Raw genomic sequence first — 21,574 nt, 5'->3', positions numbered from 1 at the left:
CCCTCTCGGCCGGACGGCACCTCGCCACACCGTGGGTACCCACGGCAGGGAGGGTCAGAGCCAGCCGCGCTCGTCGGCGACCCGCAGCGCCTCCATCCGGTTGCGGGTCCCCGTTTTGGCGATCGCCGCCGACAGGTAGTTGCGCACCGTTCCCTCCGAGAGGTACAGCGTGCCCGCGATCTCGGCCACCGAGACACCCGATCGGGCGGCGATCAGCACGTCGCGTTCCCGCGCGGTCAGCGGCGACTCGCCTGCCGCGAGTGTCGCGACGGCCAGGGCCGGATCCACCACGCGCTCGCCGGCGACCACGCGGCGGATCGCGTCGGCCAGTGTCTCGGCCGGCGCGTCCTTCACCACGAACCCCACCGCGCCCGCCTCCATCGCGCGCCGCAGGTACCCGGCGCGCCCGAACGTGGTGAGCATGACGACTCGACAGCCCGGCGCCTGTTTCGCTAGCACGGCCGCCGCGGCCAACCCGTCGAGGCCGGGCATCTCGATGTCCAGCAACGCGACGTCCGGCTTCTCGGCCAGCGCCGCGTCCACCACCTGGTCACCGCGGCCCACCGACGCGACGACCGCGAAGTCGTCTTCGAGCTCCAGCAAGGCGCACAACGCCTGACGCACCAGCGCCTGGTCGTCGGCGAGCAGCAAGCGGATCGTCATGCCGGCGTCCCCAGGTCCATGGCCACGCACAGCCGCCACCCGCGCGGCTGCACCGGCCCCGCTTCCATCCGGCCACCGGCCTCGGCCACGCGCGAGCGCAGCCCGGCCAGGCCGTTGCCCCCGGTCGCCGCCGCACCCACTCCGTCGTCGCGCACTTCCACCTCCGAAGCCGAAAGCCGCACCGTGCACCTCGTCGCGCGGGCGTGGCGCGCCACGTTGGTCAGGCCCTCCCGCACGACCCAGCCGAACAGTTCCCGGTGCGGCCCGTCGACCACGTCGATCGCGGTCGGCAGGTCGGCCGTCACGCCCGCCGCGCGCAGCAGCTCGCGTCCCCGCGCCAGCTCGCCGGCCAGCGTCACCTCGGTGCTGCCCGACACGGCCGCGCGCACGTCGGCGAGGGCCTGGCGTGACAGGCGCTCGACCTCGGTGATCTCGTCGAGCGTGCGCGCCGGGTCGTGCGCGCTGAGCCGGCGCGCGAGCTGGCTCTTCACGGTGATCGCGGTGAGCGAGTGGCCCAGCAGGTCGTGCAGGTCGCGCGAGATGCGGGCCCGCTCGCCCTCGGCCGCGAGGCGCTGCACCTCCGCGCGGGCCTGCACCAGCTCCCGGTTCGCCCGGATCGCTTCGGCGAAGGCGTAGACCATCAGCGTGGTGAACACCAGCGCCACGGCCTGCGTCCACCCCGGTCCGCTGTGCCACGCCGGCACCGCCCACGGCACGAGCACGGCCGCCAGCCCCGCGAGCACCACCACGAGCACCGCCCATCGGCCGTCCAGGCGCGGCACCACGAACGCCACGACCACGATGGCCAGGAAAAACGCGTCCGCGTGAGCGAAGGGCAGGGTGGCCAGGAACAGCACGCCCAACGCTGCGAGCAGCCAGCCGAACACCTGCACAGCGCGGCGGTCGGCGGCGATCGCGGCGGCCACGTAGCAGCTGCAGAACACCGCCACGAGCAGGCACCCCACCACTCCGGTGGTGCCGCCGGCCTGCACCAGGCCGACCACGGTCACCGCCGGGTACACGAGCATGCCGGCGTCGAGCACGAACCGGCGCCACCCGAGCACCCAGCGATCCGCGTTGTGGTCCACGCCCGGCACGCTACCGGCCACCGGGTCAGGATCGCGCGAACAACGAGCGGAGGTGCCGCCCGTTCACGATCAGGACCACCCCTAGCAGGATCAGGCCGCACGCGCCCTGCTCGATGCGCAGCCACACCGGGAACGCACCTGGCAGCGAGGCGATCACGACGATCGCCACCAGCATGATCCCGGACGTGAGCCGTAGCCGCAGGAACGCGCGGCGCGAACCGCGGGCCGCGCGGACGGTGAACGAGAACGTGAGCAGGGCGCTGGCGACCACGATCACCGTGCGCACCCACACGGCGTCGGTCACCATCGTGACGTTGTTGCGCAGCAGCACCACGGCCACGACCGTGAGCACGCTGAGCGTGAGGTAGGCGACGACCAGCAGCCGCGCGGTGCGAAACGCCGAGACGCTGCGCGGGTGCTGGAGGTCTTCGGAGGACACGGTGGCGGGACTGGGTTTCATGACTGTCCTTTCCGGACTGTTTCCGGATCGAGTGGAACTCCCCTTGTTCTCCACCCATGGTGGGCGAGTACGCCGCCCACCAGCAGTGAGGCGGCGCACCACTCGCCCATGACATTTGTCAGAAACCCGACGGCAGCCCTGTTTCCGTCAGCGCGCCACCGGCCAGCGTGAGCCAGCGGCCGACCCCGAGCTCGGCGAGGAACCGGTCGTCGTGGCTCACCACCACGAACGCGCCCTGGTAGGCGTTCAGCGCGCTCACCAGCTGGTCGACGCTGGCCAGGTCGAGGTTGTTCGTCGGCTCGTCGAGCAGCAGCAGCTGCGGCGCCGGCTCCGCGCACAGCACGCACACCAGCGTGGCCCGCAGCCGTTCACCGCCGGAGAGCACGCCGACCGGCAGGTGCGCCCGCGGCCCGCGGAAGAGGAACCGCGCGAGCAGGTTCATCAGGTCGGGCTCGGGCAGCTGCGGCGCGGCCGCGCGCAGGTTCTCCGCCACCGTGCGGTCGTCGTCGAGCAGGTCGAGGCGCTGCGAGAGGTACGCGACGCGGCCGTCGGCCCTGGTCAGCAAGCCACTGTCGGGTTCGAGCAGCCCCGCCACCAGCCGCAGCAAAGTCGACTTGCCGACACCGTTGGCGCCGATCAGCGCGATGCGCTCCGGGCCGCGGATCGCCAGCGTCGCCCCTTCGCCGGCGAACAGCTCCCGCACGCGCAGGCGCTCGCCGTGGAACACCGTGCGCCCGGCGGGCACGGCGGTGTCGGGCAGCTCGAGCACGATCGTGTCGTCCTCGCGCGCGGCGCGGTCGGCCTCGTCGAGCCGCGCTTTCGCCGCGCCGAGGCGCTGGGCGTGCATGTCGTTGGCCTTGCCGGCCGACGCCTCCGCCCAGCGCTTCAGGTTTCCCTGCGCGATGCGCGGGATGTCGGCACCGCTGCGGGCACCGCTCGACGCCCGCCGCGCCGCGCGTTCGCGCGCCTGCTGCAGCTCGCGCTTCTCGCGCTTCACCTCCTGCTCGGCCGAGCGCACGTTCTTCTCCGCGACCTCGCGTGCGGCCTTCTTCGCGGCCTCGTACTCGGTGAAGCTGCCCCCGAACAGCCGCAGCGAACCCCGGTCCAGCTCGGCGATGCGGTCCATGCGATCGAGCAGGTCGCGGTCGTGGCTCACCAGCAGCAGCGTGCCCTTCCAGTCGCCGAGCACGGTGTGCAGGCGCCGGCGGGCCTCGCGGTCGAGGTTGTTGGTGGGCTCGTCGAGCAGCAGCACATCGGGTTGTTTCAGCAGCTGCGCGGCGAGGCCGAGGGACACGACCTGGCCGCCGCTCAGGCTGTCGAGGCGGCGGTCGAGCGCGACGTCGCCGAGACCGAGCCCGTCGAGCTCGGCGCGGGCGCGCTCCTCGATGTCCCAGTCGGCACCGACGGTCGTGAAGTGCTCTTCACTCGCGTCGCCGCCTTCGATGGCCGCGAGGGCGCGCACGACCGGCGCGATCTCCAGCACCTCGGCCACGGTCGGCTCGCCGGCCAGCGGCAGGCTCTGAGGCAGGTAACCGAGGAGGCCCTCGACCGTCACGGAGCCGGCGAGCGGCCGGTACTCACCGGCGATGAGCTTGAGCAGGGTGCTCTTGCCGGCCCCGTTGGGCGCGACGAAACCGGTGCGGCCGGGCACGAGGGCGAAGGACAGGTCGTCGAACACCGGGGTGCCGTCGGTCCAGGAAAAGGACAGGCCGGTGGCGACGACAGAACTCTTGGACATGGCAGGACTCTCAAGCTGCGAAGCGGGCGTGCGTGAGCCGCCCGGAGAACGACAGGGCAGGTGTCGAAGGAGACGACAAAGGGCGGTGCCGCATACCAACGCACCGCTGTCGTCGCCGGATTCACCCGGAGATGTCGTCCTCGGCCACCATCGAGGTGGTCAGCTCCCCTGCTCACTCGTCCTGCACTTGCGCCGCGAGCCTACCAGCCGGCGCGTCCGCGCGCCGTCACCCGTCCGTCGCGAATGGACGGACGGGTGACGAACGCCGAGGTCAGGAGGTCTTCGGCCGGTGGCCGGGCTCCTGGTGCGGGAAGCTCTGCTGCGTGGTCGGGATGGTCGGCAGCTTGAACTGGCTCACCTCGTACTGCGCGAGGTTGTACTGCCCCTGGGTGTCGGGCAGCGTCGGCGCGTGCTTGCTCGCGTCGTGGAAGCGGAACGCCGAGGTGAGGTCACCGACGGTGCGGCGGCGCCAGTCGGTGATGTTGGTTTCGCGCACGCCGGTCACCTGCTCCAGCAGGCGCAGCTGCGACGTGTGGTCCGACAGCTCCGAGCACACCCAGCCGCCGACCGTCCACGGCGACACGATGATGCACGGCACGCGGAAGCCGAGGCCGGTCGGCAGGCCGCCGCCGGCGACGCCGGTCACCGACGTCTTGGTCACGAACTCACCCGGCGTGCCGGGCCGCGGGGTGGGCGGCACGACGTGGTCGAACAGGCCGTCGTTCTCGTCGTAGGACAGGATGAACGCCGTCTTGGCCCACACGTCGGGGTTGGCCGCGATGGCGTCGATCTTGCCGGCGACGAAGGTCGCGCCGGCCGCGGGCAGACCGGCCGGGTGCTCGTCGAAGCCCGACGGCGGCAGGATCCAGCTCACGGTGGGCAGCTGGTCGTGGGCCGCGTCGTACTCGAACTGGCCGAGCGGCTGCGGGTTCATCGCCTTCTCGAACAGGTCGTCGCCCGGCTTCGCGTTGAAGTACTGGGCGATGTGCGAGATCGACGCGAGACCCGTGGTCGAACCCGGCGCGTGGTAGACCTTCCAGCTCACGCCGGCCTCGGTGAGGCGCTCGGGGTAGGTCTTGAAGGAGTACGCGCCGTTGGGCGCGCTGGTGGTGAGCGACGGGCCGCCGAACTGGCCTTCCGCGTCGATCGTGCCGGCCATCCACATGTGGCGGTTCGGACCCGTGGGGCCGAGCACCGAGCAGTGGTAGGAGTCGAGGATCGTGAACGCGTCGGCCAGCGCGTACTGGAACGGGATGTCCTCACGGGTGAAGTAACCCATGGTGTACTGGCCGTTGGTCTCGCCGTCGGCGGCACGGTGGGCGGGCAGCCACTGGTCGTTCTTGCCGCCGTTCCAGGCCTGGTGCTGCACGGCCCACTCGTGGCTCGTCGACGGGATCGCCTGCGCGGCGGTCGACTTCGTGTCGAGGTGGTAGGGCAGCAGGTAACCCTTGGGGTTCTTCGCGTCCTTCTGGTAGAAGACCGAGCGGCCGTCGGCCTGGCGCGCGGCGTGGGGGTCGCCGAAACCGCGCACGCCGGACAGCGTGCCGTAGTAGTGGTCGAAGCTGCGGTTCTCCTGCATCAGCATCACGACGTGCTTGATGTCGGAGATCCGGCCGTTCTTCGGCGCCGGCGAGGCGATCGCCTTGCGCACGTTCTCCGGCAGCACCATGGCGGTGGCCGCGAGCCCGCCCGCCGCGGCGGCGGAACCCAGGAGGCGTCTGCGCGTGAAACCGTTGCCCTGCTGCGTGTCGTCGGTCATCGAGGTCCTTTCGGGGTGGGAGCCACGGGAGACACTCGTCCGCCGCGGTGAGCCACGGGAGAAGGACTTGATGAGCAGCGGCTGAACTTCGGCCGAACTCGGTCTTGCACAGTGACGTGCGCAACTCGAATACCGGACGAAGCGGCGGAACCAGACGTAGAATGCGTCCACTGTGGAGTGTCAATTTTCCCGTCAGCGGAACGCGCCGCGCTTGCTACGCTGAAGGCCGTGAATCGCACGATCGCGGTGAACTACCCCGCGCCGATCCCCGTGGGCCACGTCGTGGAGGTCACGGAGTTCGCCGACACCCGCCCGGAGAAGAAGCGCCGCGGCTTCGACATGAGCGAAGCCTTCCGGCACCCGATGCTGCTCGACCGCACCACGGGCATCCGGTACCTGAACCACGTGCACGTGTCGGCGAGCGGCAACGGCGGCAACACGTTCACCCCGGTGCTCTACCCGGTGGTGCCCCGCGCGGACCTGGTGGTGTCGGCCGTTTGGCTCGGCACGGTGGTGGCGTGCGCGGTGGTGATGAACGAGGGGTTGAGCGGGCAGCACACGACGCTGGTGCTCGAACCCGCCTGACCTGCTCCTCGCCGCACGATCAAGGCATCGCCGGCGCCTGCCGCGGCCCCACGGCCGCCCCGGCGACGACCAGCAACGCGCCCACGAGCATCAGGATCGGGCCGAGGCCCAGCGAGCCGAAGTTGCCCCAGTACACGGTGGCGATGCCGGCGGCGTGCAGGATCAGCATCACGACCGCGCGGCCGCTGAACACCGCGCGGTACCACCAGAAGTTCGCGCGGGTCAGCTCACGGCTGCGGATGCCGCTGAGCAGGAACGCCGAGCGCTTCGCACGCAGCGCTCCGAGCGTCCACGGCAGCACCGACAGGGCCGTGGCGGCAGTGCCGAGGAAGCCGAGGAACTGCACGTAGGTGGCGCCGAACCCCGAGGCGGCCGAGTTGTCGTTCACGGCCTTGAGCAGGTCGAGGAACGTCATCGTCACCGACTGGCTGCCGCTGGTGAAGGTGATCCACGGCAGGGCGAACAGCGCGAGGAGCTCCAGCACCACCCCGAGCCCGGCCGGGATCGCGCCCAGGCCCGCCTGGGTCAGCGGACCGGCGGGCCGGCCCGGTTGCGGCGCACCCGGGAAGCCCTGCGGCGAACCCGGGAAACCCTGCGGCTGCTGCCCAACCGGCTGCTGCGGCGCGCCCCACTGCTGCGGCTGGCCGTACTGCGGAAGAGGCTGCTGACCGGGGTGACCAGGCTGCGGGTACGCCGGCTGCTGAGGGAAAGCGGGCTGCTGGGGGAATCCCGGCTGGCCCTGCTGCGGGTACGCCTGCGGCTGGCCCTGTTGCGGGTAACCCGGCTGACCTTGCTGCGGATACGCCGGTCCGCCGGGCTGCTGCGGGTAACCCGGCTGGCCCTGCTGCGGATACCCCGGCTGACCGCCGTATCCCTGCTGCGGCCCGCCCTGCTGTCCCCCTGGGTGACTCATGACCCAGGATCGTAGCCGCCCCGGCCGAAGTTCACCGGGCTGTCAGGACAACGGCTTGTCGAGCACGGCCTTGAGGTTGCTGAACGTGTCGATCGAGTACTTCCCGTGGTAGCGCCCCATCCCGCTCTCGCCGACGCCCCCGAACGGCAGCTCCGGCGCGACGAGGTGCAGCACCGGCATCCCGAACGTCACGGCCCCCGAGGAGGTTTCGGTGAGGATGCGCTGTTTGGCCGCTTCCGACCCGACGAAAGCGTAGAGCGCCAGCGGCTTGTCGCGGCCGGTGATGAACGCGATGGCCTCGTCGAGGGACGCCACCTCCAGGATCGGCAGGATGGGGCCGAAGATCTCCTCGCCCATCACCGGTGCGTCCGGCGCGACCTCCGCCAGCACCGTCGGCGCGATGAACTTCGTGTCCCGGTCGGTCTGACCGCCGGTGACCACGCGGCCGCTCGCGAGCAATCCGGACAACCGGTCGAAGTGCCGGGAGTTCACGATCCGCCCGTACTCGGCGCTGGCCGCGGGGTCGTCACCGAACTTGGTGCGCAGCGCCTCGGCCAGCAGCGGCTCGAGTTTCGCCGCTGTGTCCCCGATCGCGAGCACGTAGTCCGGCGCGACGCAGGTCTGTCCCGCGTTCATGAACTTCGTGTCCACGATCCGCTGCGCCACCACACCGAGGTCGACGTCGGTGTCCACGATCACCGGGCTCTTACCACCCAGTTCCAGCGCCACCGGGGTGAGGTGCTTCGCGGCGGCCGTCATCACGATCCGGCCGACGACCCCGTTGCCGGTGTAGAAGATGTGGTCGAAGTGCTGTTCCAGCAGCTCCGTCGTCTCCGGGATCGCGCCCTCCACCACGGCCACGGCCTCGGGGTCGAGGTAGGCCGGCACGTGTCGCGCGATCGCGGCCGACACCGTCGGCGAAAGCTCGCTCGGCTTCACCACGGCGGCGTTGCCCGCGGCCAGCAGGCCGACCAGCGGCGCCAGCGCGAGGTGCAGCGGGTAGTTCCAGGGCCCGATGACCAGCCCGACGCCCAGCGGCTCCCGCACCACGCGGCCCTCGGCCGGCAGCAGCCGCTCGGGCAGCGCGGCGGGCTGCGGCGCGAGCCAGGCGTCGAGGTGCTCGAGCGTGTCGTCGACCTCGTTGACCACGAACATCAGCTCGGTGCGCCGCGCCTCCGTCGCGTTCTTCGCGAGGTCGGTGTACAGCGCGGCGAGGAAGTCTTCTTCCTGCTCCAGCAGCATCCGCTTGAGCGCCGTCAGCTGCTCACGCCGCCACGACAGCGGCTTGGTGCGGCCGGTGGCGAACGAAGCACGCAGGCGCGAAACGAGTTCCGGGATCATGATCATGAGCCTAACCCGACCCGGCGCGGCAGCCACTCGGCTCGGCCGGACCCGAGCGGCACGAGGATCGTCGAGAACTCCCCCGGTGTCTCGGACATCCGCACCTGGTCCGTCACGCCCTGGTAGAGCCCCAGCGGCGTCTCGGCCGTGAACGTCTCCGGGTCCACATACGCGTGCCGCTCGCCGGTGCCGGCGATCGTGCGCGCGTACTCCTTGTCGAACACGCCGAGACTGATGATCCACAGCGCGATGCGCGTGAGCGAAATGTGCACGCGGTAGCTGCCGCCCTCGGTCGCGCGCCGCATCAGCGCCGCGCAGATCCCGGTGGTGGCCAGCCACGGCACGAGGTAGTCGTTGACCACGCCGATGTGCGGCAGCACCGGCTGGTCCGGCGAACCCTCCAGCGTCATCATCCCGGCGACGCACCCGGCCGTCTGGTCGAAACCCACGCGCTGCGCCCACGGCCCGCGTTCGCCGTGCAGCGAAACGGTGGTGTGGATGATGCCGGGCCGCAGCAGCGCGGCCTGCTGCGCGGAAAGCCCGAGCCCGGAAACGAGGCCCGGACGTCGGTTGGCGAAGAACACGTCGGCGCCGCGCAGCAGCTCGTGCACCTTCGCCAACGCGGTCTTGTCCCGCAGGTAGTCCACTGTGGCCGATCGCACGCCGACGTTCGCCGTCGAGTACGTGACCGGGTTCTCCCACTCGGTGGGGCGCCAGAGGTTCAGCGCGTCGGCGCCGTGCTGCGCCAGCGCGCGGCCCACGGCGGCGCCGGCGATCACGTGGCCCATCCCGAGTGCGCGCACGCCGTCCAGCGGCTGGCGCGCGCCTTCGGGCAGCGGTTCGGGGTCGGAGTCGCCGATCTTCTCGATCTCGATCAGCGGCAGGTCCGCCAGCACGTCGCGGTACTGCGCGGTTTCGAGGAACTCCTCCGTGCTGCGCACCATCGGCATCACCAGGCCCGCGTCGGCCCCGGCTTCTTCCAGCTCGGCCGCGGTCCAGCGCGCGATGGCGTTGGCCACGGCCGGTTCGTCGTCGTAGGTGCGCAGGAGCTTGAGCGTGGCCGACTTCAGCTTGGGGTAGATGTCGAGCGGCATCACCCAGCGGCCGTCGCCGGCCCGGTAGAACTTGAGCGTGAACGGACTGCCCGGATCGGCCGTGTTGGTGGGCGGCAGGCCGTTGATCAGCTCCCACTTCTTGTCGTAGAACGGGCACAGCCGGTGCGGCGCCGTGCGCACGTCCATGCTGATGTCCTGACCCGGCCCACCGCGGTGGCGCCACAACGCGGCCAGTGCCACCGACTTCGCGACCAGCCCGATCGCCGGTGCCGCACCGAGCCGCACCGTGCTCGGCACGATCGGATCGGCGCCGGTGAACTCGACCGTGCCGCCGCAGTCCTTTTCGGACAGTCCGGCGTCGGCCAGCACCTCGGCGAGCGCGGCGTGGATGTCGAAGGGGTCGTCGGCTTCGGAGCCGATCGGGTTCGCGAGCGCGGCCCGGATCCGGTCGGTGACGGTCATCGCTTCTCCTGTCCCGGTGTCGTGCCCAGCGCCTTCATCACAGCGAGCTGCTTCTCGTCGCGCGCGTGAGCCAGCTCGTCGATCGTGGCGCCGAAGTCCTCGGACTGCGCCGAGAGCAGCGCGACCGTCGGCTCGTCCAGGTTCGGCGTGCCGAGCTGGCCCCAGCGCTTCTGCAGGCCCGGTCCGAGGTGCTCGAGGAAGTGCGGCAACCCACCGGACCCGCCACCGAGGTGGAAGCTCAGGAACGGCCCGCTCACCGCCCACCGCTGCCCGAGCGAAGACGTGACCACCTCGTCGAGCTGCTGCTCGGTGACCACCCCCTCGGCCACCAGGTGCACGCACTCGCGGAAGATCGCGGCCTGCAGCCGGTTCGCGACGAACCCGGGCACCTCCTTGGCCAGCACGATCGGCTTCTTGCCGAGGCTTTCGTAGAACTCGACGGCCCGCGCCACGCTTTCCGGCGACGTCTTCTCCCCGGCCACCACCTCCACCAGCGGAATCAGGTGCGGCGGGTTGAACGGATGCCCGACCACGAGCCGCTCCGGCCGCTTCAGCGCGGTGGCGATGTCGGTGGCCGGAATGCCCGAGGTCGACGTGAGCAGCAGCGCGTGCGCCGGCGCGTGGTCCTCGATGGTGCGAAAGATCCGGTGCTTGAGGTCGAGCCGCTCGGGGCCGTTCTCCTGCACCACGTCCGCCTGCGCCACGGCCTTCGCAAGATCCGGCTCGAAGCTCACCGCGAGGTCGTCGGCCGGCAGGCCGAGCTCGCGCAACGCCGGCTTCAGCTCCTCGAGCCCGGCGCGCACGGTGTCCTCGATGCCCGGCGCCGGGTCGCTCACCGTCACGTCGAGACCGCGCGAGGCCATCAGCCCGGCCCACGACACGCCGATGACCCCGCCGCCGACGATCGTCGCCTTCATGGTTTCCCCTCAAGCCAGGTAGTCGTGCACGGCCGCGGCCCGGCCGAGCGTGAGGTCGGTGAGCAGGTGGCTCGCCGACACGATCTCCAGCACCGGCAGGTCGGCCAGCGGCGCGAGCGCGTGGGCCACCAGGTGCAGCCGTGCGGGCCCGGTCCAGGCACCCTTGATCGTCACGTCGCTGATCCGGCTGCGCGCGAGCTCGCAGATGCGCGGCCGGCCGTCGTAGCCGGGCACGATCTTGAGCATGAACGTCGGCGCGGTCAGCTCCGCCCGCGCCTGCGCTTCGTCGAGCGTGCGGTGCTTGTAGCCCATCGTGGCCAGCGCGACCTGGATCGAGCCGTAGTCGAGCGTGCCCACGAGCGTGTCGGAATCGGTGTACAGCCTGGGTTTGCCGAGCTTCTTCGGGTACGCGGCCACCTCGCGTCCGCTCGCGATGGCGGGCAGGCTGTCCACGTACATGCCGAGGGTGAACTCGCCGGCCTCGTCGCCGTGGCGCACCATCGCGACCTGGCCGGACTCGGTGTAGTCGCCGAGGCCGGTCACGTCCGGCATGCGCATCACCTCGAACCGCACCAGCGGCTCGTCGACCACCAGCGGTTCCGGCACGAGTGCGCTGAGGGCCGCCGGATCCGTCCGATAGGTGATGTTCAGGTATTCACGGTCGGTGAACCGGTAGGGCCCGCGCGGAAACGCCGGCGCGGCCAGGGGCGTGGTGAGCTGGGCGAGGACCTCGTCCTCACGCATGAGCGACTTCCGACAAGATCACGAACCGCACGCTACCTGCGACTTTCGGCCGTCGCATCTCGGCGACGGGCAGAATGGCGTGGTGAGCACGCCCGCCTTCGACTACGACGCCGAGCTGCGCCGCTACCAGCCGTGGCTGCGCTCGGCCCTCGCCGTCGCCCCGGCCGACACGGTGCTCGACGTCGGCTGCGGCGCCGGCTCGACCACGTGTGAAGCCGCGCGTCTCGCCACGCGGGGCAGCGCGCTCGGCATCGACGTCTCGGGGCCACGACTCGAACTGGCCCGCCGGCTCGCCGCCGCGCAGAACGTGCCGAACGTCCGGTTCGAGCGGGCCGACGCCGCGACGCATCCGTTTGCGCGCACCGAGTTCAGCCTCGCGTTCAGCCGCTTCGGCACGATGTTCTTCGCCGATCCGCTCGCGGCGTTCACGAACCTCGCCCACGCGCTGCGGCCGGGCGCCCGGCTGGTGCAGCTCGTGTGGCAGCCCGGCGACCGGCAGGAATGGGTGGCGGAGATCGGCCGGGCCGTCGGCACGCCGGACGTGGTGGACGACAGCCCGTTTTCCCTCGGCGATCCCGCCGTGGTCGGCGCCTTGCTGACCACGGCGGGGTTCACCGACGTGCGGTTCACGGATCTGGCCGAACCGCTCTGGTACGGGCCGGATCCCGCCACCGCCGTCGCCGCGGTGCGGCCGTTGCGCCTGGTCATCGACGCGCTCGCGCGGCTCGACACGGACGAGACCGACCAGGCGCTCGACCGGCTGCACGCGGTCCTGGCCACACACCGGGACGACGACGGCGTGTGGCTCGGCTCGCGGGCATGGCTCGTCACGGCGAGCCGCGGGTCCGACTGAACCCCGCTGGTCACGGCCGCGTCGACCGGCTCAGAGTCCCGCGAGTCCGTCCGGTGACCCGAGCCCCGTCGGCGCGTCATACCCCGCACCTGCGACGCACAGGTAGTCGCCACCGCACTTGTGGCCGCCGGAGAGCAGGTCGTTGGAGCCCGTGGTCACGTCGGAGAAGTGCGCCGCGCCCGCGTAGACGGTGGCTGCGGTGGTGGTGCCCGCGTGGCCGGCCCGCGCGATCAGGCCGGCGACGAACGGCGCCGAAGCGCTGGTGCCGTTCACCGTGAACCAGCCGCCCGCCGCGCCGTAGTAGAGCGACAGGTTCTCGGCGACCGCGGAGACGTCGGCCACCGTGCGGTTGCGGCAGTGCTTGTCCTTCTGCCACCAGGGTTTCGCGAGGTAGGCCGAGCAGCCGCTGCCGCCGGAGGCCCAGGCCGACTCCGCGAAGCCGCGCGGCGACGAATCGCGCGCGAGCACGGTGCCGCCGACGGCCACCGCGTTCGGCAGCACCGCGGGGTAGTTGGCGGCGGTGTAACCGGCGTCGCCCGACGACACGACGGTGGTCACGCCCGGGTGCTGGTAGCTGCTCGCGTACGCCAGCGAAACACCGCTCTCCCGGCCGCCGTAGCTGTTGCTCACGATCTTCGCCCCGAGTCGCACGGCGGTGTCCTCGGTGGCGGCCAGGTCCGGGAACAGCGGGCTGTCGCCTTCCACCACCAGGATCCGGCACGACGGGCAAGCCGCCGACACCATCGACACGTCCAAGGTGGACTCCAGGTTCCAGCCGAAGTCCCTGCCGGGCAACGGTGCCGCCTCGCCACGCTGGTTCACCTTGCGGAAGCAGCCGGTGTCCGAAGTGCACGGTGGCAGCCCGTACTGCGTGCGGTAGGTGTTGAGGTCCTGCTCCAGCGACGGCGAGTCGTAGGCGATCGAGATCGCCACGAGGTCACCCGGCCCGGCCTCGGCGGGCAGCCGGTAGGCCGCGGCCAGGTCGGTGGCGCCCCAGCCGTCCGGGGTGTCGGCGGCCACTCCGGTGCCCACCCCCGTTGCCACGGGGACGTAGCTGGTCAGGCAGCGCGCCATGGTCGGCCCGACCGCCGCGCACGCTGCCCGCGGCGCGGTTGTGGCGTGCGCGGTGCCGGTGGCGGACACGAGAGCCGCGCCCAGGATCGCGGTGACCGCGAGGATTCTGGTGGACACAGTGGACACTCCCCTCAGAACTTCACGTGGTAGGCGGCGGTGAGCGTCTCGTCGACGGTGCTCCCGCCGGCGTCCGCGGCCGTCACACGCAGCGCCACGTCCGTCCCGTCAGGACTTTCGGGCACCACCGAGTAGGCCGCGCGGAAGGTGCCGCCGCCGCCGGGCGTGACGAGGGCGTCCTGCCAGGTCGAGCCACCGTCGGTGGAGAACTGCACGGTGGCCGACGACACGGTGCTGCTCGCGGCGGCCTGCATCCGCGCGAAGGTGACGTCGAGCGTCTGCGGGCCGTGCGGTGTCGCGCCGTCGAGGCCGAGGCCACCGACCGCGTACGTCGGCATGAGCAGCGGTTCCACCCCACACGCCGTGTCCGGCGCTTGCCCCTTGCTGATCCGGCAGATCAACGGCGCCGGCAGCACCGGCCCGTCGACGTGCTGCGAACGCCACGACCATTCCGTGTGCGTCGCGGTCGAGAGCCGGAACATCGGCCCGCTGTGCGTAGCGTCCACGGTCAACCCGAGCACGCTCGGCGCGGCACCGACCGGCTGCGTGAACTGCACGTCCTCCCCCGACGGTCCCTCCTCGACGACCGCGCCGTCCTGCGTGAGCCGGTAGTGGCCGTCGCGGAGGTCACCCGGTTCGCCGTAGGTGCCCGTGCCGGTGTGCCCGGGTTCGTTGTCGGTGAAGGGAACCAGGTCGATCGCCACGTCGTCGCCGTCGCGCACCACGCCGGGAACCACGAACGACGACGACGGGATGGCCGCGCCCACCGCGGTCGCGCCGGCGGGGTGCAGCGGGAACTTGTTGTACCCCTCGGTTTTGTGCTCTCCACCGCGATAGCTCTCGCTGGTGCTGCGCTGGTCGCCGTACCAGGTCACGAGCTCGTCGTCGGCGCGGAAGTACTTGGCCGAGCCGCCGAACCACAGCAGCCCCGGTGCCGCCTGCACGTACTCGATCTGGCGGCGGGGCAACGGAATCGGGACCGACGGCCGGCTGCTCACCGTCTCGAACGGGAACATCCCACTGCGCTGGTGCCGCCCGAGTGAGGGCAGCTCGGAGTAGTAACTCGCGTCGACGGTGGCGAAATCGGCCTCGGTCGGCGTGTAGCGCTGCTTCGGAATGGTGCCGCTGCTGGCTTTCTGCAGCCAGTACTCGTACGGCAAGCCTGTGCCGGGCGGCGAGATGAGGTGTGCGTACGGGTAGGTCTGCAGCTCACCGGTGCGCACGGCCTTGGCCACCGGCGAGATCCACATCGGCACCCCGGGTCCGGCGTCGTAGTCGAACGTGACCGCCGGGCCGGTTTTCGGAGCGCGGCGGAGGAAGAACCCGTTGTCGTCCAGCAGCGCCGGGCGCGGCGTGACCCAGGTGACCTTGCTGGTCGCCTTCCTGGCGTCCATCCGCACGGTCGCGTCGGCCTTCACGGTGAACTCCGGGTTCACGACCTCGCGCACGCCGGACACGCTGCCGTCGGCCGCCGTGGTGAAGAAAACGCTGATGGCGCTGTAGTTCCCGGCCGGCACGCTGTACTTCGCGGTGCCGTCGTAGAAGAAGTTCAGGGCCTCGTTCTCGTCGACCAGCGTCGAGTCGTCGAGGTTGGTGAGCAGGGAGATACCGGTGTCGGACGGCGTTCCGTCGACTTCGTCGGCCGCCAGCGTGAGCGTGTTGAGCACACCGCGCGGCTGTTTCTCCGCCGACGGGCCGGAAACGTCGGCGAACAAGCCGCCGAAGCTGCCCCGCGCCCGGTCGTGCGCGTACTGCTGCGCCAGTTGCGCGCCGAAGCTCCTCGCCGCCGCGCGGTCGAACGTGCGCGCCGGCGTGGTCACGTGGTCGCTCGCCGCCCGGTCGACGTCGAACAGGCCGAGGTCCAGCCCTCGGCCCAGGTAGGGCACGGCGGTGGCGGGGATCTCGTAGTTCCGGCCGCCGAGCCCGAGGTGCACCAGCGAGCGCGCCGGCCCCCTGGCCGCGGCCGGCTCCACGTCGTAGGTCGCCCGGCCGCCGCCGAGCTCGTGGACACGCACCACGTCGCCGGTGATCAGCAACGCCGTGCGGTCGCTCGTCGGCTCTGCTTGCGGTCGGCTGACCTGCGGCGCGGCGGCCGCGACCCCTGCCCCTGTCGCGACGAGCGCCACGACCCCCAGCACGGTCAAAGGTTTACGCACACACACCTCCGGTGGACAACGGATCACCCGCTACCTACGCGAAGGGTGCGGTGAAAGTTGCACCGCGCGCCCGAATTGCCCCGTTCAGCCCAGTGCTCAGGCCGGGGTGACCAGGTAGTCCTGCGGCCGGAAGCGGCGCGTCCGGCGCCAGAACTCCACCGTGCCCGCCGGCCAGAGCACCGTGTTGCGGCCCGATCTCGGGTCCTGGTACCAGCTGCGGCAGCCGCCGGTCTGCCACACGGTGGCGGCCATCCGCGACTCGAGCCAGTCGTTGAACGCGTTCTGCACCTCGGCCCGCACCTCGAACGCCTTGGCGCGCCGCAGCCGGCGCAGCGCGGCGACCACATAGGACGCCTGGGCCTCGATCATGAACACCTGGGAGTTGTGGCCCAGCCCGGTGTTCGGGCCGACCATGAAGAACAGGTTCGGAAACCCGGCCACCGTGGTGCCGAGGTAGGCCTCGTTGCCCTTGCCCCAGGCCTCGGCGAGCGTGCGCCCGTCGCGGCCCTCCACCTCGAACCGGATGGTCTCCTGCGTGTCGAAACCCGTGCCGTAGATGATCACGTCGGCGGGCACGGCCACGCCGTCCTCGCCCACGACCTCGCCGGGCCGCACCGACTCGACGCCGCCGGACCGCACGTCGACGTGCGGTTTCGTGAGCGCCGGGTACCAGGTGCTGGAGATGAGCAGGCGTTTGCAGCCGATCGTGTAGTCCGGCGTGAGCCGGGCGCGCAGGTCCTCGTCGGGCACCTGTTTGCGCAGCAGCCGCCGGGCGAGGCCGGCCGTCTGCTCCATCGCCGCGGGGTCGGCGACGAACCCGACCGCGCGCTTCTCGTGGATCCAGTACAGCCGATCCCGCACGTACCAGCGGTAGGGCGGAAACCAGCGCGCCCAGAACTTGTGCCGGGCGTCGAACTCGCGGTCGGCCTTCGGCACGATCCACGGCGGCGTGCGCTGGAACACGGTCAGCGCCGCCACCCGGTCCACGATCGCCGGCACGAACTGGATCGCGCTCGCGCCCGTGCCGATCACGGCCACGCGCTTGCCGGTGAGATCCACGTCGTGGCGCCACTGCGCGGAGTGGAACACCTCGCCGCCGAACGATTCCGCACCCGGCAGCTGCGGCACCGCCGGAAAGTGCAGCGGACCGACGGCGGAGACCACGAATCGCGCCCGATAGGTGTCCCCCGTCGCCGTGGTCACATCCCACCGGCCGGCGCTTTCGTCCCACGCGGCGCGCGTGACGCGTTGCCCGAAGCGCAGCCGGCCGAGCAGCTTGCGCCGGCGAGCGACGTCGCGCAGGTACTCCAGGATCTCCGGCTGGCCGGCGAACAGCCGGCTCCAGTCGGGTTTCTGCGCGAACGAGTACGAGTACAGCGGCGACGGGATGTCGCAGCCGCAGCCGGGATAGGTGTTGTCGCGCCAGGTGCCGCCGAGGTCGTCGGCCGCTTCGAGCACGCGGAACGAGCGGAACCCGGCCTTGTCCAGGCGCGCGGCGATGCCGAGGCCGCTGAAGCCCGAGCCGATCACCACCACGTCGACCTGCTCAGCCGGCATCGGTGAGCTCCCGCTTGAGGACCTTGCCCGACGGATTGCGCGGCAGCTCCGTGACGAACCGCCACTCCACCGGCACCTTGAAGTCGGCCAGCAACTCGGCGGCGTGCGCCCGCAGGCTTTCCTCCGTCGGCGTGCGCCCGGGCCGCGGCACGACGACCGCGCGCACGCGTTCGTCGAAAATCGGGTCGGGCACCCCCACCACGGCGACCTCGGCCACGTCGGGGTGCTGCGCGAGCGCGCTTTCCACCTCGAGGCTGTAGATGTTCTCGCCGCCGCGGATGATCATGTCCTTGAGCCGGTCGAGCACCCGCACGAAACCTTCGCCGTCGATGGAGCCGACGTCACCGGTGTGCAACCAGCCGTCCACGAAGGTCGACGCGGTGGCCTCCGGGTTGCCCCAGTAACCCGCGGCCACCACCGGACCGCGCACGCACAGCTCGCCGACGGTGTCGCGCAGGTCGCGCGGCGGCTCGCCGGGCAGCGCGATCGCGACCTCCACCCCGTCGACGACCGGGCCGACGCTCCACGCGTGGCTCAGGTACTCGGCGCCGGCGGTGAAGGTGACGATCGACGTGCCTTCGGTGAGGCCCCACACGTTGCCCAGCACCAGATCCGGCAGCTGCGCGAGCACCTGCGCCGGGAACGACTCGGGCACCGGCGAGCCGCCCATCACGAACAGCCGCAGCGACGACAGGTCCGCGCCCGCGTCCTTCGCCTTCAGCAGGATCAAGCGCAGCATCGCCGCGACACCCGCGAAGAACGTGATCCGCTCGGACGCCATGAGCGCCACCGTGGTCTCCGCCTTGAACGCGGGCGTGAACACACAGCAGGCGCCGTTGGCGAGGAAGCCGATGAACTGCGACACGATCGCGGTGGCGTGGAACATCGGCGCGGCCACGAGCGTGCGTTCGCCGGGGCCGGCGCCGAGGCGTTCGCGCACGGTGCCGGCGTTGAACATCAGGTTGGCGTGGGTCTGCATCGCGCCCTTGGGGCGGCCGGTGGTGCCGGACGTGTAGAGCAGGTGCGCGACGGCGCCGGGCTCGGTGTGCTGCCCCGGCAACACGGTGGCGTCGGCGGTCTCACCGTGGTCGGCGGTGAGCACGGCCGCGTCGATCGCGCCGGGCAGGTCGCGGTCGGTGATCACGAGCTTCGCGCCGGAATCGCCGAGCACGTGGTCGATCTCGGGGCGGGCGAAGCGCGTGTTCACGAGCACGCCGATGGCCCCGGCGAGCTGCACGCCGAAGTAGCTCACGGCGTACTGCCAGCCGTTGGGCAGCAGGATCGCGACGCGGTCGCCGGGTTCCACGCCGAGCTCACGCAAGCGCGTGGCCACCACCGCGGAGCGGCGCACCAGGTCGGCGTGGGAGATCCGGGTCTCGCCGTCGACGAGGGCCTCGCTCGGGCCGTGTCTTCCGGCGATGTCGAGCAGCATGGCGGGCAGGGTGCTGGGGGACACGGACTCTCCTGGAGGTGCTTCGGGGTGAGTGCTCAGCGGTAGAAGCCGCCGCGGGTGAGGCCGGAGCCGCCGTCGAGGCGCAGCGCCTGGCCCGTGGTGTAACCGGCGGCCGGGGACAGCAGGTAGAGGATCGAGCCGACGACCTCGCCCAGCGTCGCGACGCGGCCCATCGGCACGCCGGCCAGCAGCCGCTCGCGGGCCGACTCGGGCATCGCGAGCACCTTGGGCGTCGCGAACAGGCCGGGTTCGACGGCGTTCACGCGCACTCCGTCGCCGCCCCACTCGGCGGCCAGCGACCGCGTGAGACCGAGCACACCGGCCTTCGCCGCCGCGTACGCCGCCTGGCCGGGCAGGCCGTCTTCCGCCGCGACCGACGAGAGGAACACGATCGAGCCGGCCGATTCCTTCAACGCCGGGTAGGCCGCGCGGGCCAGCACGAACTGGGCGACGAGGTTGGCGTCCACATCGGACCGGAACTCGCCGATCGGGAAGCTGCTCGCGCGGTGGATCGTGTCGACGATCCCGGCGGCGCCGACCACGGCGTCGAGGCCGCCGAGCCGCTCGGTCGCTTCGGTGACGGCCTGGGCGGCCGCGGTCTCGTCGGTGAGGTCGGCGACCAGGCTCTCGGGGCCCACGGCGGCGCGGTCGATGCCGACCACGCGGGCGCCGACCTGCGTGAGCGCGGCGACCAGCGCCTGCCCCAGCCCGCCGGCCGCACCCGTGACCACCACGCGGCTGCCCGGCCGCGGCTGCGTCGACCAGTCGTGTTCCACCATGAGGACCCCGTCGCTCGCTCGTGTCGATCGATTGATCGACACCCAGGCTAGCCACGCCGCGCGGCGTGCGTCAACATGTCGATCGTACGATCGGGACGTTTGTACTCGCCTACGCTGTACGCCTGTCCCGTTCGGCTGAAGGAGGACCGTGGCCAGGAAGAAGTCGCTCGACGAGGGCCCCGTGCTCCGGGACCTGATCCTCGAACGCGCCAGCGTGCTGTTCCACGAACGCGGCTACAGCGCCACCTCGATCCGCGATCTGGCCGACGCCGTGGGCATCTCGTCGTCGACGATGTACCACCACTTCACCAACAAGCAGGAGGTGCTGCACGCGATCGTGTCGCGGTTCATGACCGACTTCGTCGACGCGACCGTGCCCGTGCTGCGCGACGCGGCGCTGCCCCCGGCCGAACGCGTGCGCCGCGTGGTGCGCCTGCACCTCGAACTGAGCGACGACCGGCGGCCGGAACTGCTGGTGGGCAACCCCATCCGCTACGCGCTCGACCCCGCGCAGCAGGCCGAGGGGATCAAGCTGCAGACCGCCTACCACGACGCGTTCCGCGATGTCCTCGCCGAAGGCGTGGCCGCCGGCGAATTCCGGATCGACGACGTAACCGTGACCACGATGGCGGTGCTCGACATGCTCAACGGCCTGCGCGAGTGGTTCACGCCGAGCGGCCGGCTCACGCGCGAAGCGCTCGTGGCGCAGTACACCGCGCTGGTCGAGCGGATGCTGGGCCGATGAAAAAGCCCCGGCCGGAGTCCGGCCGGGGCTGGTGATCTCGGAGCTACTTCGTGGTCGCCGTGGCGGCGCTCACGATGATGTCGGTGACCTTGTCGGGCCGCGAGACCAGCACGGCGTGCGAAGCACCCGGCACCACCACGGTGTGCGCGTGGGCGCGCTTGGCCATCCACTCCTGCGCGGCCGGCGGGATGTTCTTGTCCCCGGTCGGGATCAGGTCCCACACCGGCTTCTGCTTCCACGCGGGGTCGGTCGAGGCCTCGGTCAGCGCGGCCATGGCGACCGGGCGCTGGGTGGCGGCCATCAGGCGGGCCTGCGACAGCGGGACGTCCGCGGCGAACTGCTTCGGGAACAGGTTCTGCTTCACGTAGAGGTCGGTCCCGCCACCGGGCAGGGCGACCTGCTGCAGCGTGTCGGCGAGCGTGCTGCCCGGGAACTTGCCCGTGAGGTCGAGGGCGGACTCACCCTTGTCCGGCAGGTAAGCCGCGATGTAGACCAGCGCCTGCACCTTCGGGTCGTTGTACGCGGCCTCGCTGATCACGTCGCCGGCGTAGGAGTGCCCGACCAGCACGACGGGCCCGTCGACGCTGTCGACCAGGGCCTTGATCGAGGCGGCGTCGGAAGCCACGCCCCGCAGCGGGTTGGCCGCGGCGATCACCGGATAGCCGCGCTGCTCGAGCCGCGCGACCTCACCGTTCCAGCTCGACGCGTCGGCGAACGCGCCGTGCACCAGCACGATCGTCGGCTTCGCCTTCGCCGGCGCATGGTGGTCCACCTGCTGCGGCGCCGCCGACGACGGCACCGCCACGAACACGGCGGCTGCGGCCACCGCGGCGGTCGCGGCGGCGATCCGGGCCAGGCGAGTACGTGTGCGCATCTCTTGCTCCTCGGGAAGTTCAGGGCTTCGCTTGCCCTGAACACTACAACTAGATTGCGTGCAATCAAGTTGTGCGCGATGCGTGAAAGATCATCGTAAGATCTGGAATAACTTCGATGGTGGCGGCGCTTGGGGGTCAGCCTCGGATCCGGACCGGAAGAGTGAACTCGCGGCCCGCCCCGGTAGGGCGCCGCCGAGCGCCTCGCCGCCCGTTCGGACCCCGGACAGGCGAGAACCGGGC

General features: G+C 71.4%; 19 protein-coding genes. 3 read left to right on the top strand and 16 right to left on the bottom strand.

Annotation, left to right across the window (positions count from 1 at the left end; genetic code table 11):
- Positions 1–54: 54 nt before the first annotated feature.
- From VSH64_RS44825 to VSH64_RS44805, 5 genes are all read right to left on the bottom strand, one after another.
- Positions 55–663 (bottom strand): response regulator transcription factor, encoded by a 609-nt coding sequence (locus VSH64_RS44825; protein ID WP_326568800.1) that lies wholly within the window; start codon positions 661–663, stop codon positions 55–57.
- Entirely contained in the window at positions 660–1,751 is a 1,092-nt protein-coding gene (locus VSH64_RS44820; protein WP_326568799.1) for a sensor histidine kinase, read from the bottom strand. The genes VSH64_RS44825 and VSH64_RS44820 overlap by 4 nt, the downstream gene beginning before the upstream one ends.
- A gap of 25 nt (positions 1,752–1,776) precedes the next feature.
- Complete coding sequence (locus tag VSH64_RS44815) at positions 1,777–2,211, bottom strand: hypothetical protein (protein ID WP_326568798.1); 435 nt, start codon at positions 2,209–2,211, stop codon at positions 1,777–1,779.
- Between the two features lie 118 nt (positions 2,212–2,329).
- Positions 2,330–3,949 carry an ABC-F family ATP-binding cassette domain-containing protein gene (locus tag VSH64_RS44810; RefSeq protein WP_326568797.1) on the bottom strand — a complete coding sequence of 540 codons (1,620 nt, stop codon included), beginning with the start codon at positions 3,947–3,949 and terminating at the stop codon, positions 2,330–2,332.
- A 271-nt stretch (positions 3,950–4,220) separates the two neighbouring features.
- Complete coding sequence (locus tag VSH64_RS44805; RefSeq protein WP_326568796.1) at positions 4,221–5,708, bottom strand: alkaline phosphatase family protein; 1,488 nt, start codon at positions 5,706–5,708, stop codon at positions 4,221–4,223.
- A 228-nt stretch (positions 5,709–5,936) separates the two neighbouring features.
- Here VSH64_RS44805 and VSH64_RS44800 point away from each other — a divergent pair, with 228 nt between their 5' ends.
- A complete protein-coding gene (locus VSH64_RS44800; RefSeq protein WP_326568795.1) occupies positions 5,937–6,293 on the top strand; it encodes a hypothetical protein in 357 nt (118 codons plus the stop codon).
- Positions 6,294–6,312: 19 nt separating this feature from the next.
- Here the strand turns inward: VSH64_RS44800 and VSH64_RS44795 are convergent, their stop codons facing one another.
- From VSH64_RS44795 to VSH64_RS44775, 5 genes are read right to left on the bottom strand one after another with little or no spacing between them, the layout of a single operon-like run.
- Positions 6,313–7,206, bottom strand: a complete 894-nt coding sequence (locus VSH64_RS44795) for a hypothetical protein (protein WP_326568794.1) — start codon at positions 7,204–7,206, stop codon at positions 6,313–6,315.
- A 42-nt stretch (positions 7,207–7,248) separates the two neighbouring features.
- Positions 7,249–8,547 (bottom strand): aldehyde dehydrogenase family protein, encoded by a 1,299-nt coding sequence (locus VSH64_RS44790; protein ID WP_326568793.1) that lies wholly within the window; start codon positions 8,545–8,547, stop codon positions 7,249–7,251.
- Positions 8,548–8,549: 2 nt separating this feature from the next.
- Positions 8,550–10,064, bottom strand: a complete 1,515-nt coding sequence (locus VSH64_RS44785; RefSeq protein WP_326568792.1) for a CoA transferase — start codon at positions 10,062–10,064, stop codon at positions 8,550–8,552.
- Positions 10,061–10,981 carry a 3-hydroxyacyl-CoA dehydrogenase NAD-binding domain-containing protein gene (locus tag VSH64_RS44780; protein WP_326568791.1) on the bottom strand — a complete coding sequence of 307 codons (921 nt, stop codon included), beginning with the start codon at positions 10,979–10,981 and terminating at the stop codon, positions 10,061–10,063. Before VSH64_RS44780 ends, VSH64_RS44785 begins: the two co-directional genes overlap by 4 nt.
- Positions 10,982–10,990: 9 nt before the next feature.
- Positions 10,991–11,725: an acetoacetate decarboxylase gene (locus tag VSH64_RS44775; RefSeq protein ID WP_326568790.1), complete on the bottom strand. Its 735-nt coding sequence runs from the start codon at positions 11,723–11,725 to the stop codon at positions 10,991–10,993.
- Positions 11,726–11,807: 82 nt separating this feature from the next.
- Here VSH64_RS44775 and VSH64_RS44770 point away from each other — a divergent pair, with 82 nt between their 5' ends.
- A complete protein-coding gene (locus VSH64_RS44770) occupies positions 11,808–12,578 on the top strand; it encodes a class I SAM-dependent methyltransferase (protein ID WP_326568789.1) in 771 nt (256 codons plus the stop codon).
- Between the two features lie 30 nt (positions 12,579–12,608).
- On the opposite strand, the gene VSH64_RS44765 is transcribed toward VSH64_RS44770, so the two are convergent.
- The 5 genes from VSH64_RS44765 to VSH64_RS44745 all read right to left on the bottom strand — a co-directional run bounded on the left by VSH64_RS44765 (position 12,609) and on the right by VSH64_RS44745 (position 19,714).
- Positions 12,609–13,769, bottom strand: coding sequence for a S53 family peptidase (locus VSH64_RS44765; RefSeq protein ID WP_326568788.1), 1,161 nt, complete (start codon positions 13,767–13,769; stop codon positions 12,609–12,611).
- A 14-nt stretch (positions 13,770–13,783) separates the two neighbouring features.
- Complete coding sequence (locus VSH64_RS44760) at positions 13,784–15,925, bottom strand: hypothetical protein (RefSeq protein WP_326568787.1); 2,142 nt, start codon at positions 15,923–15,925, stop codon at positions 13,784–13,786.
- Positions 15,926–16,021: 96 nt separating this feature from the next.
- Entirely contained in the window at positions 16,022–17,482 is a 1,461-nt protein-coding gene (locus VSH64_RS44755) for a flavin-containing monooxygenase (RefSeq protein WP_326568786.1), read from the bottom strand.
- A complete protein-coding gene (locus VSH64_RS44750) occupies positions 17,472–18,938 on the bottom strand; it encodes a class I adenylate-forming enzyme family protein (RefSeq protein ID WP_326568785.1) in 1,467 nt (488 codons plus the stop codon). Before VSH64_RS44750 ends, VSH64_RS44755 begins: the two co-directional genes overlap by 11 nt.
- A gap of 32 nt (positions 18,939–18,970) precedes the next feature.
- Positions 18,971–19,714, bottom strand: coding sequence for an SDR family NAD(P)-dependent oxidoreductase (locus tag VSH64_RS44745; protein ID WP_326568784.1), 744 nt, complete (start codon positions 19,712–19,714; stop codon positions 18,971–18,973).
- 148 nt (positions 19,715–19,862) lie between these two features.
- Between VSH64_RS44745 and VSH64_RS44740 the strand changes: the two genes are divergently transcribed.
- Positions 19,863–20,459 (top strand): TetR/AcrR family transcriptional regulator, encoded by a 597-nt coding sequence (locus VSH64_RS44740; protein WP_326568783.1) that lies wholly within the window; start codon positions 19,863–19,865, stop codon positions 20,457–20,459.
- Between the two features lie 43 nt (positions 20,460–20,502).
- On the opposite strand, the gene VSH64_RS44735 is transcribed toward VSH64_RS44740, so the two are convergent.
- The gene (locus tag VSH64_RS44735) at positions 20,503–21,333 is read right to left on the bottom strand and encodes an alpha/beta fold hydrolase (RefSeq protein WP_326568782.1); all 831 of its coding nucleotides are present in this window, start codon (positions 21,331–21,333) and stop codon (positions 20,503–20,505) included.
- Between the last annotated feature and the right edge of the window lie 241 nt (positions 21,334–21,574).

This window comes from Amycolatopsis rhabdoformis (assembly GCF_035918295.1).
Lineage (GTDB): Bacteria > Actinomycetota > Actinomycetes > Mycobacteriales > Pseudonocardiaceae > Amycolatopsis > Amycolatopsis rhabdoformis.
The sequence above is the reverse complement of the archived record's forward strand: the minus strand, read 5'-3'. Positions and strand labels throughout refer to the sequence as shown.

Bases quoted from the DNA above. Each gene is read 5' to 3' on its own strand.
- VSH64_RS44785 (WP_326568792.1), bottom strand. From the start codon at position 10,064: ATGACCGTCACCGACCGGATCCGGGCCGCGCTCGCGAACCCGATCGGC.
- VSH64_RS44755 (WP_326568786.1), bottom strand. From the start codon at position 17,482: ATGCCGGCTGAGCAGGTCGACGTGGTGGTGATCGGCTCGGGCTTCAGC.
- VSH64_RS44825 (WP_326568800.1), bottom strand. From the start codon at position 663: ATGACGATCCGCTTGCTGCTCGCCGACGACCAGGCGCTGGTGCGTCAG.
- VSH64_RS44815 (WP_326568798.1), bottom strand. From the start codon at position 2,211: ATGAAACCCAGTCCCGCCACCGTGTCCTCCGAAGACCTCCAGCACCCG.
- VSH64_RS44780 (WP_326568791.1), bottom strand. From the start codon at position 10,981: ATGAAGGCGACGATCGTCGGCGGCGGGGTCATCGGCGTGTCGTGGGCC.
- VSH64_RS44745 (WP_326568784.1), bottom strand. From the start codon at position 19,714: ATGGTGGAACACGACTGGTCGACGCAGCCGCGGCCGGGCAGCCGCGTG.
- VSH64_RS44735 (WP_326568782.1), bottom strand. From the start codon at position 21,333: ATGCGCACACGTACTCGCCTGGCCCGGATCGCCGCCGCGACCGCCGCG.
- VSH64_RS44795 (WP_326568794.1), bottom strand. From the start codon at position 7,206: ATGAGTCACCCAGGGGGACAGCAGGGCGGGCCGCAGCAGGGATACGGC.
- VSH64_RS44790 (WP_326568793.1), bottom strand. From the start codon at position 8,547: ATGATCCCGGAACTCGTTTCGCGCCTGCGTGCTTCGTTCGCCACCGGC.
- VSH64_RS44805 (WP_326568796.1), bottom strand. From the start codon at position 5,708: ATGACCGACGACACGCAGCAGGGCAACGGTTTCACGCGCAGACGCCTC.
- VSH64_RS44775 (WP_326568790.1), bottom strand. From the start codon at position 11,725: ATGCGTGAGGACGAGGTCCTCGCCCAGCTCACCACGCCCCTGGCCGCG.
- VSH64_RS44810 (WP_326568797.1), bottom strand. From the start codon at position 3,949: ATGTCCAAGAGTTCTGTCGTCGCCACCGGCCTGTCCTTTTCCTGGACC.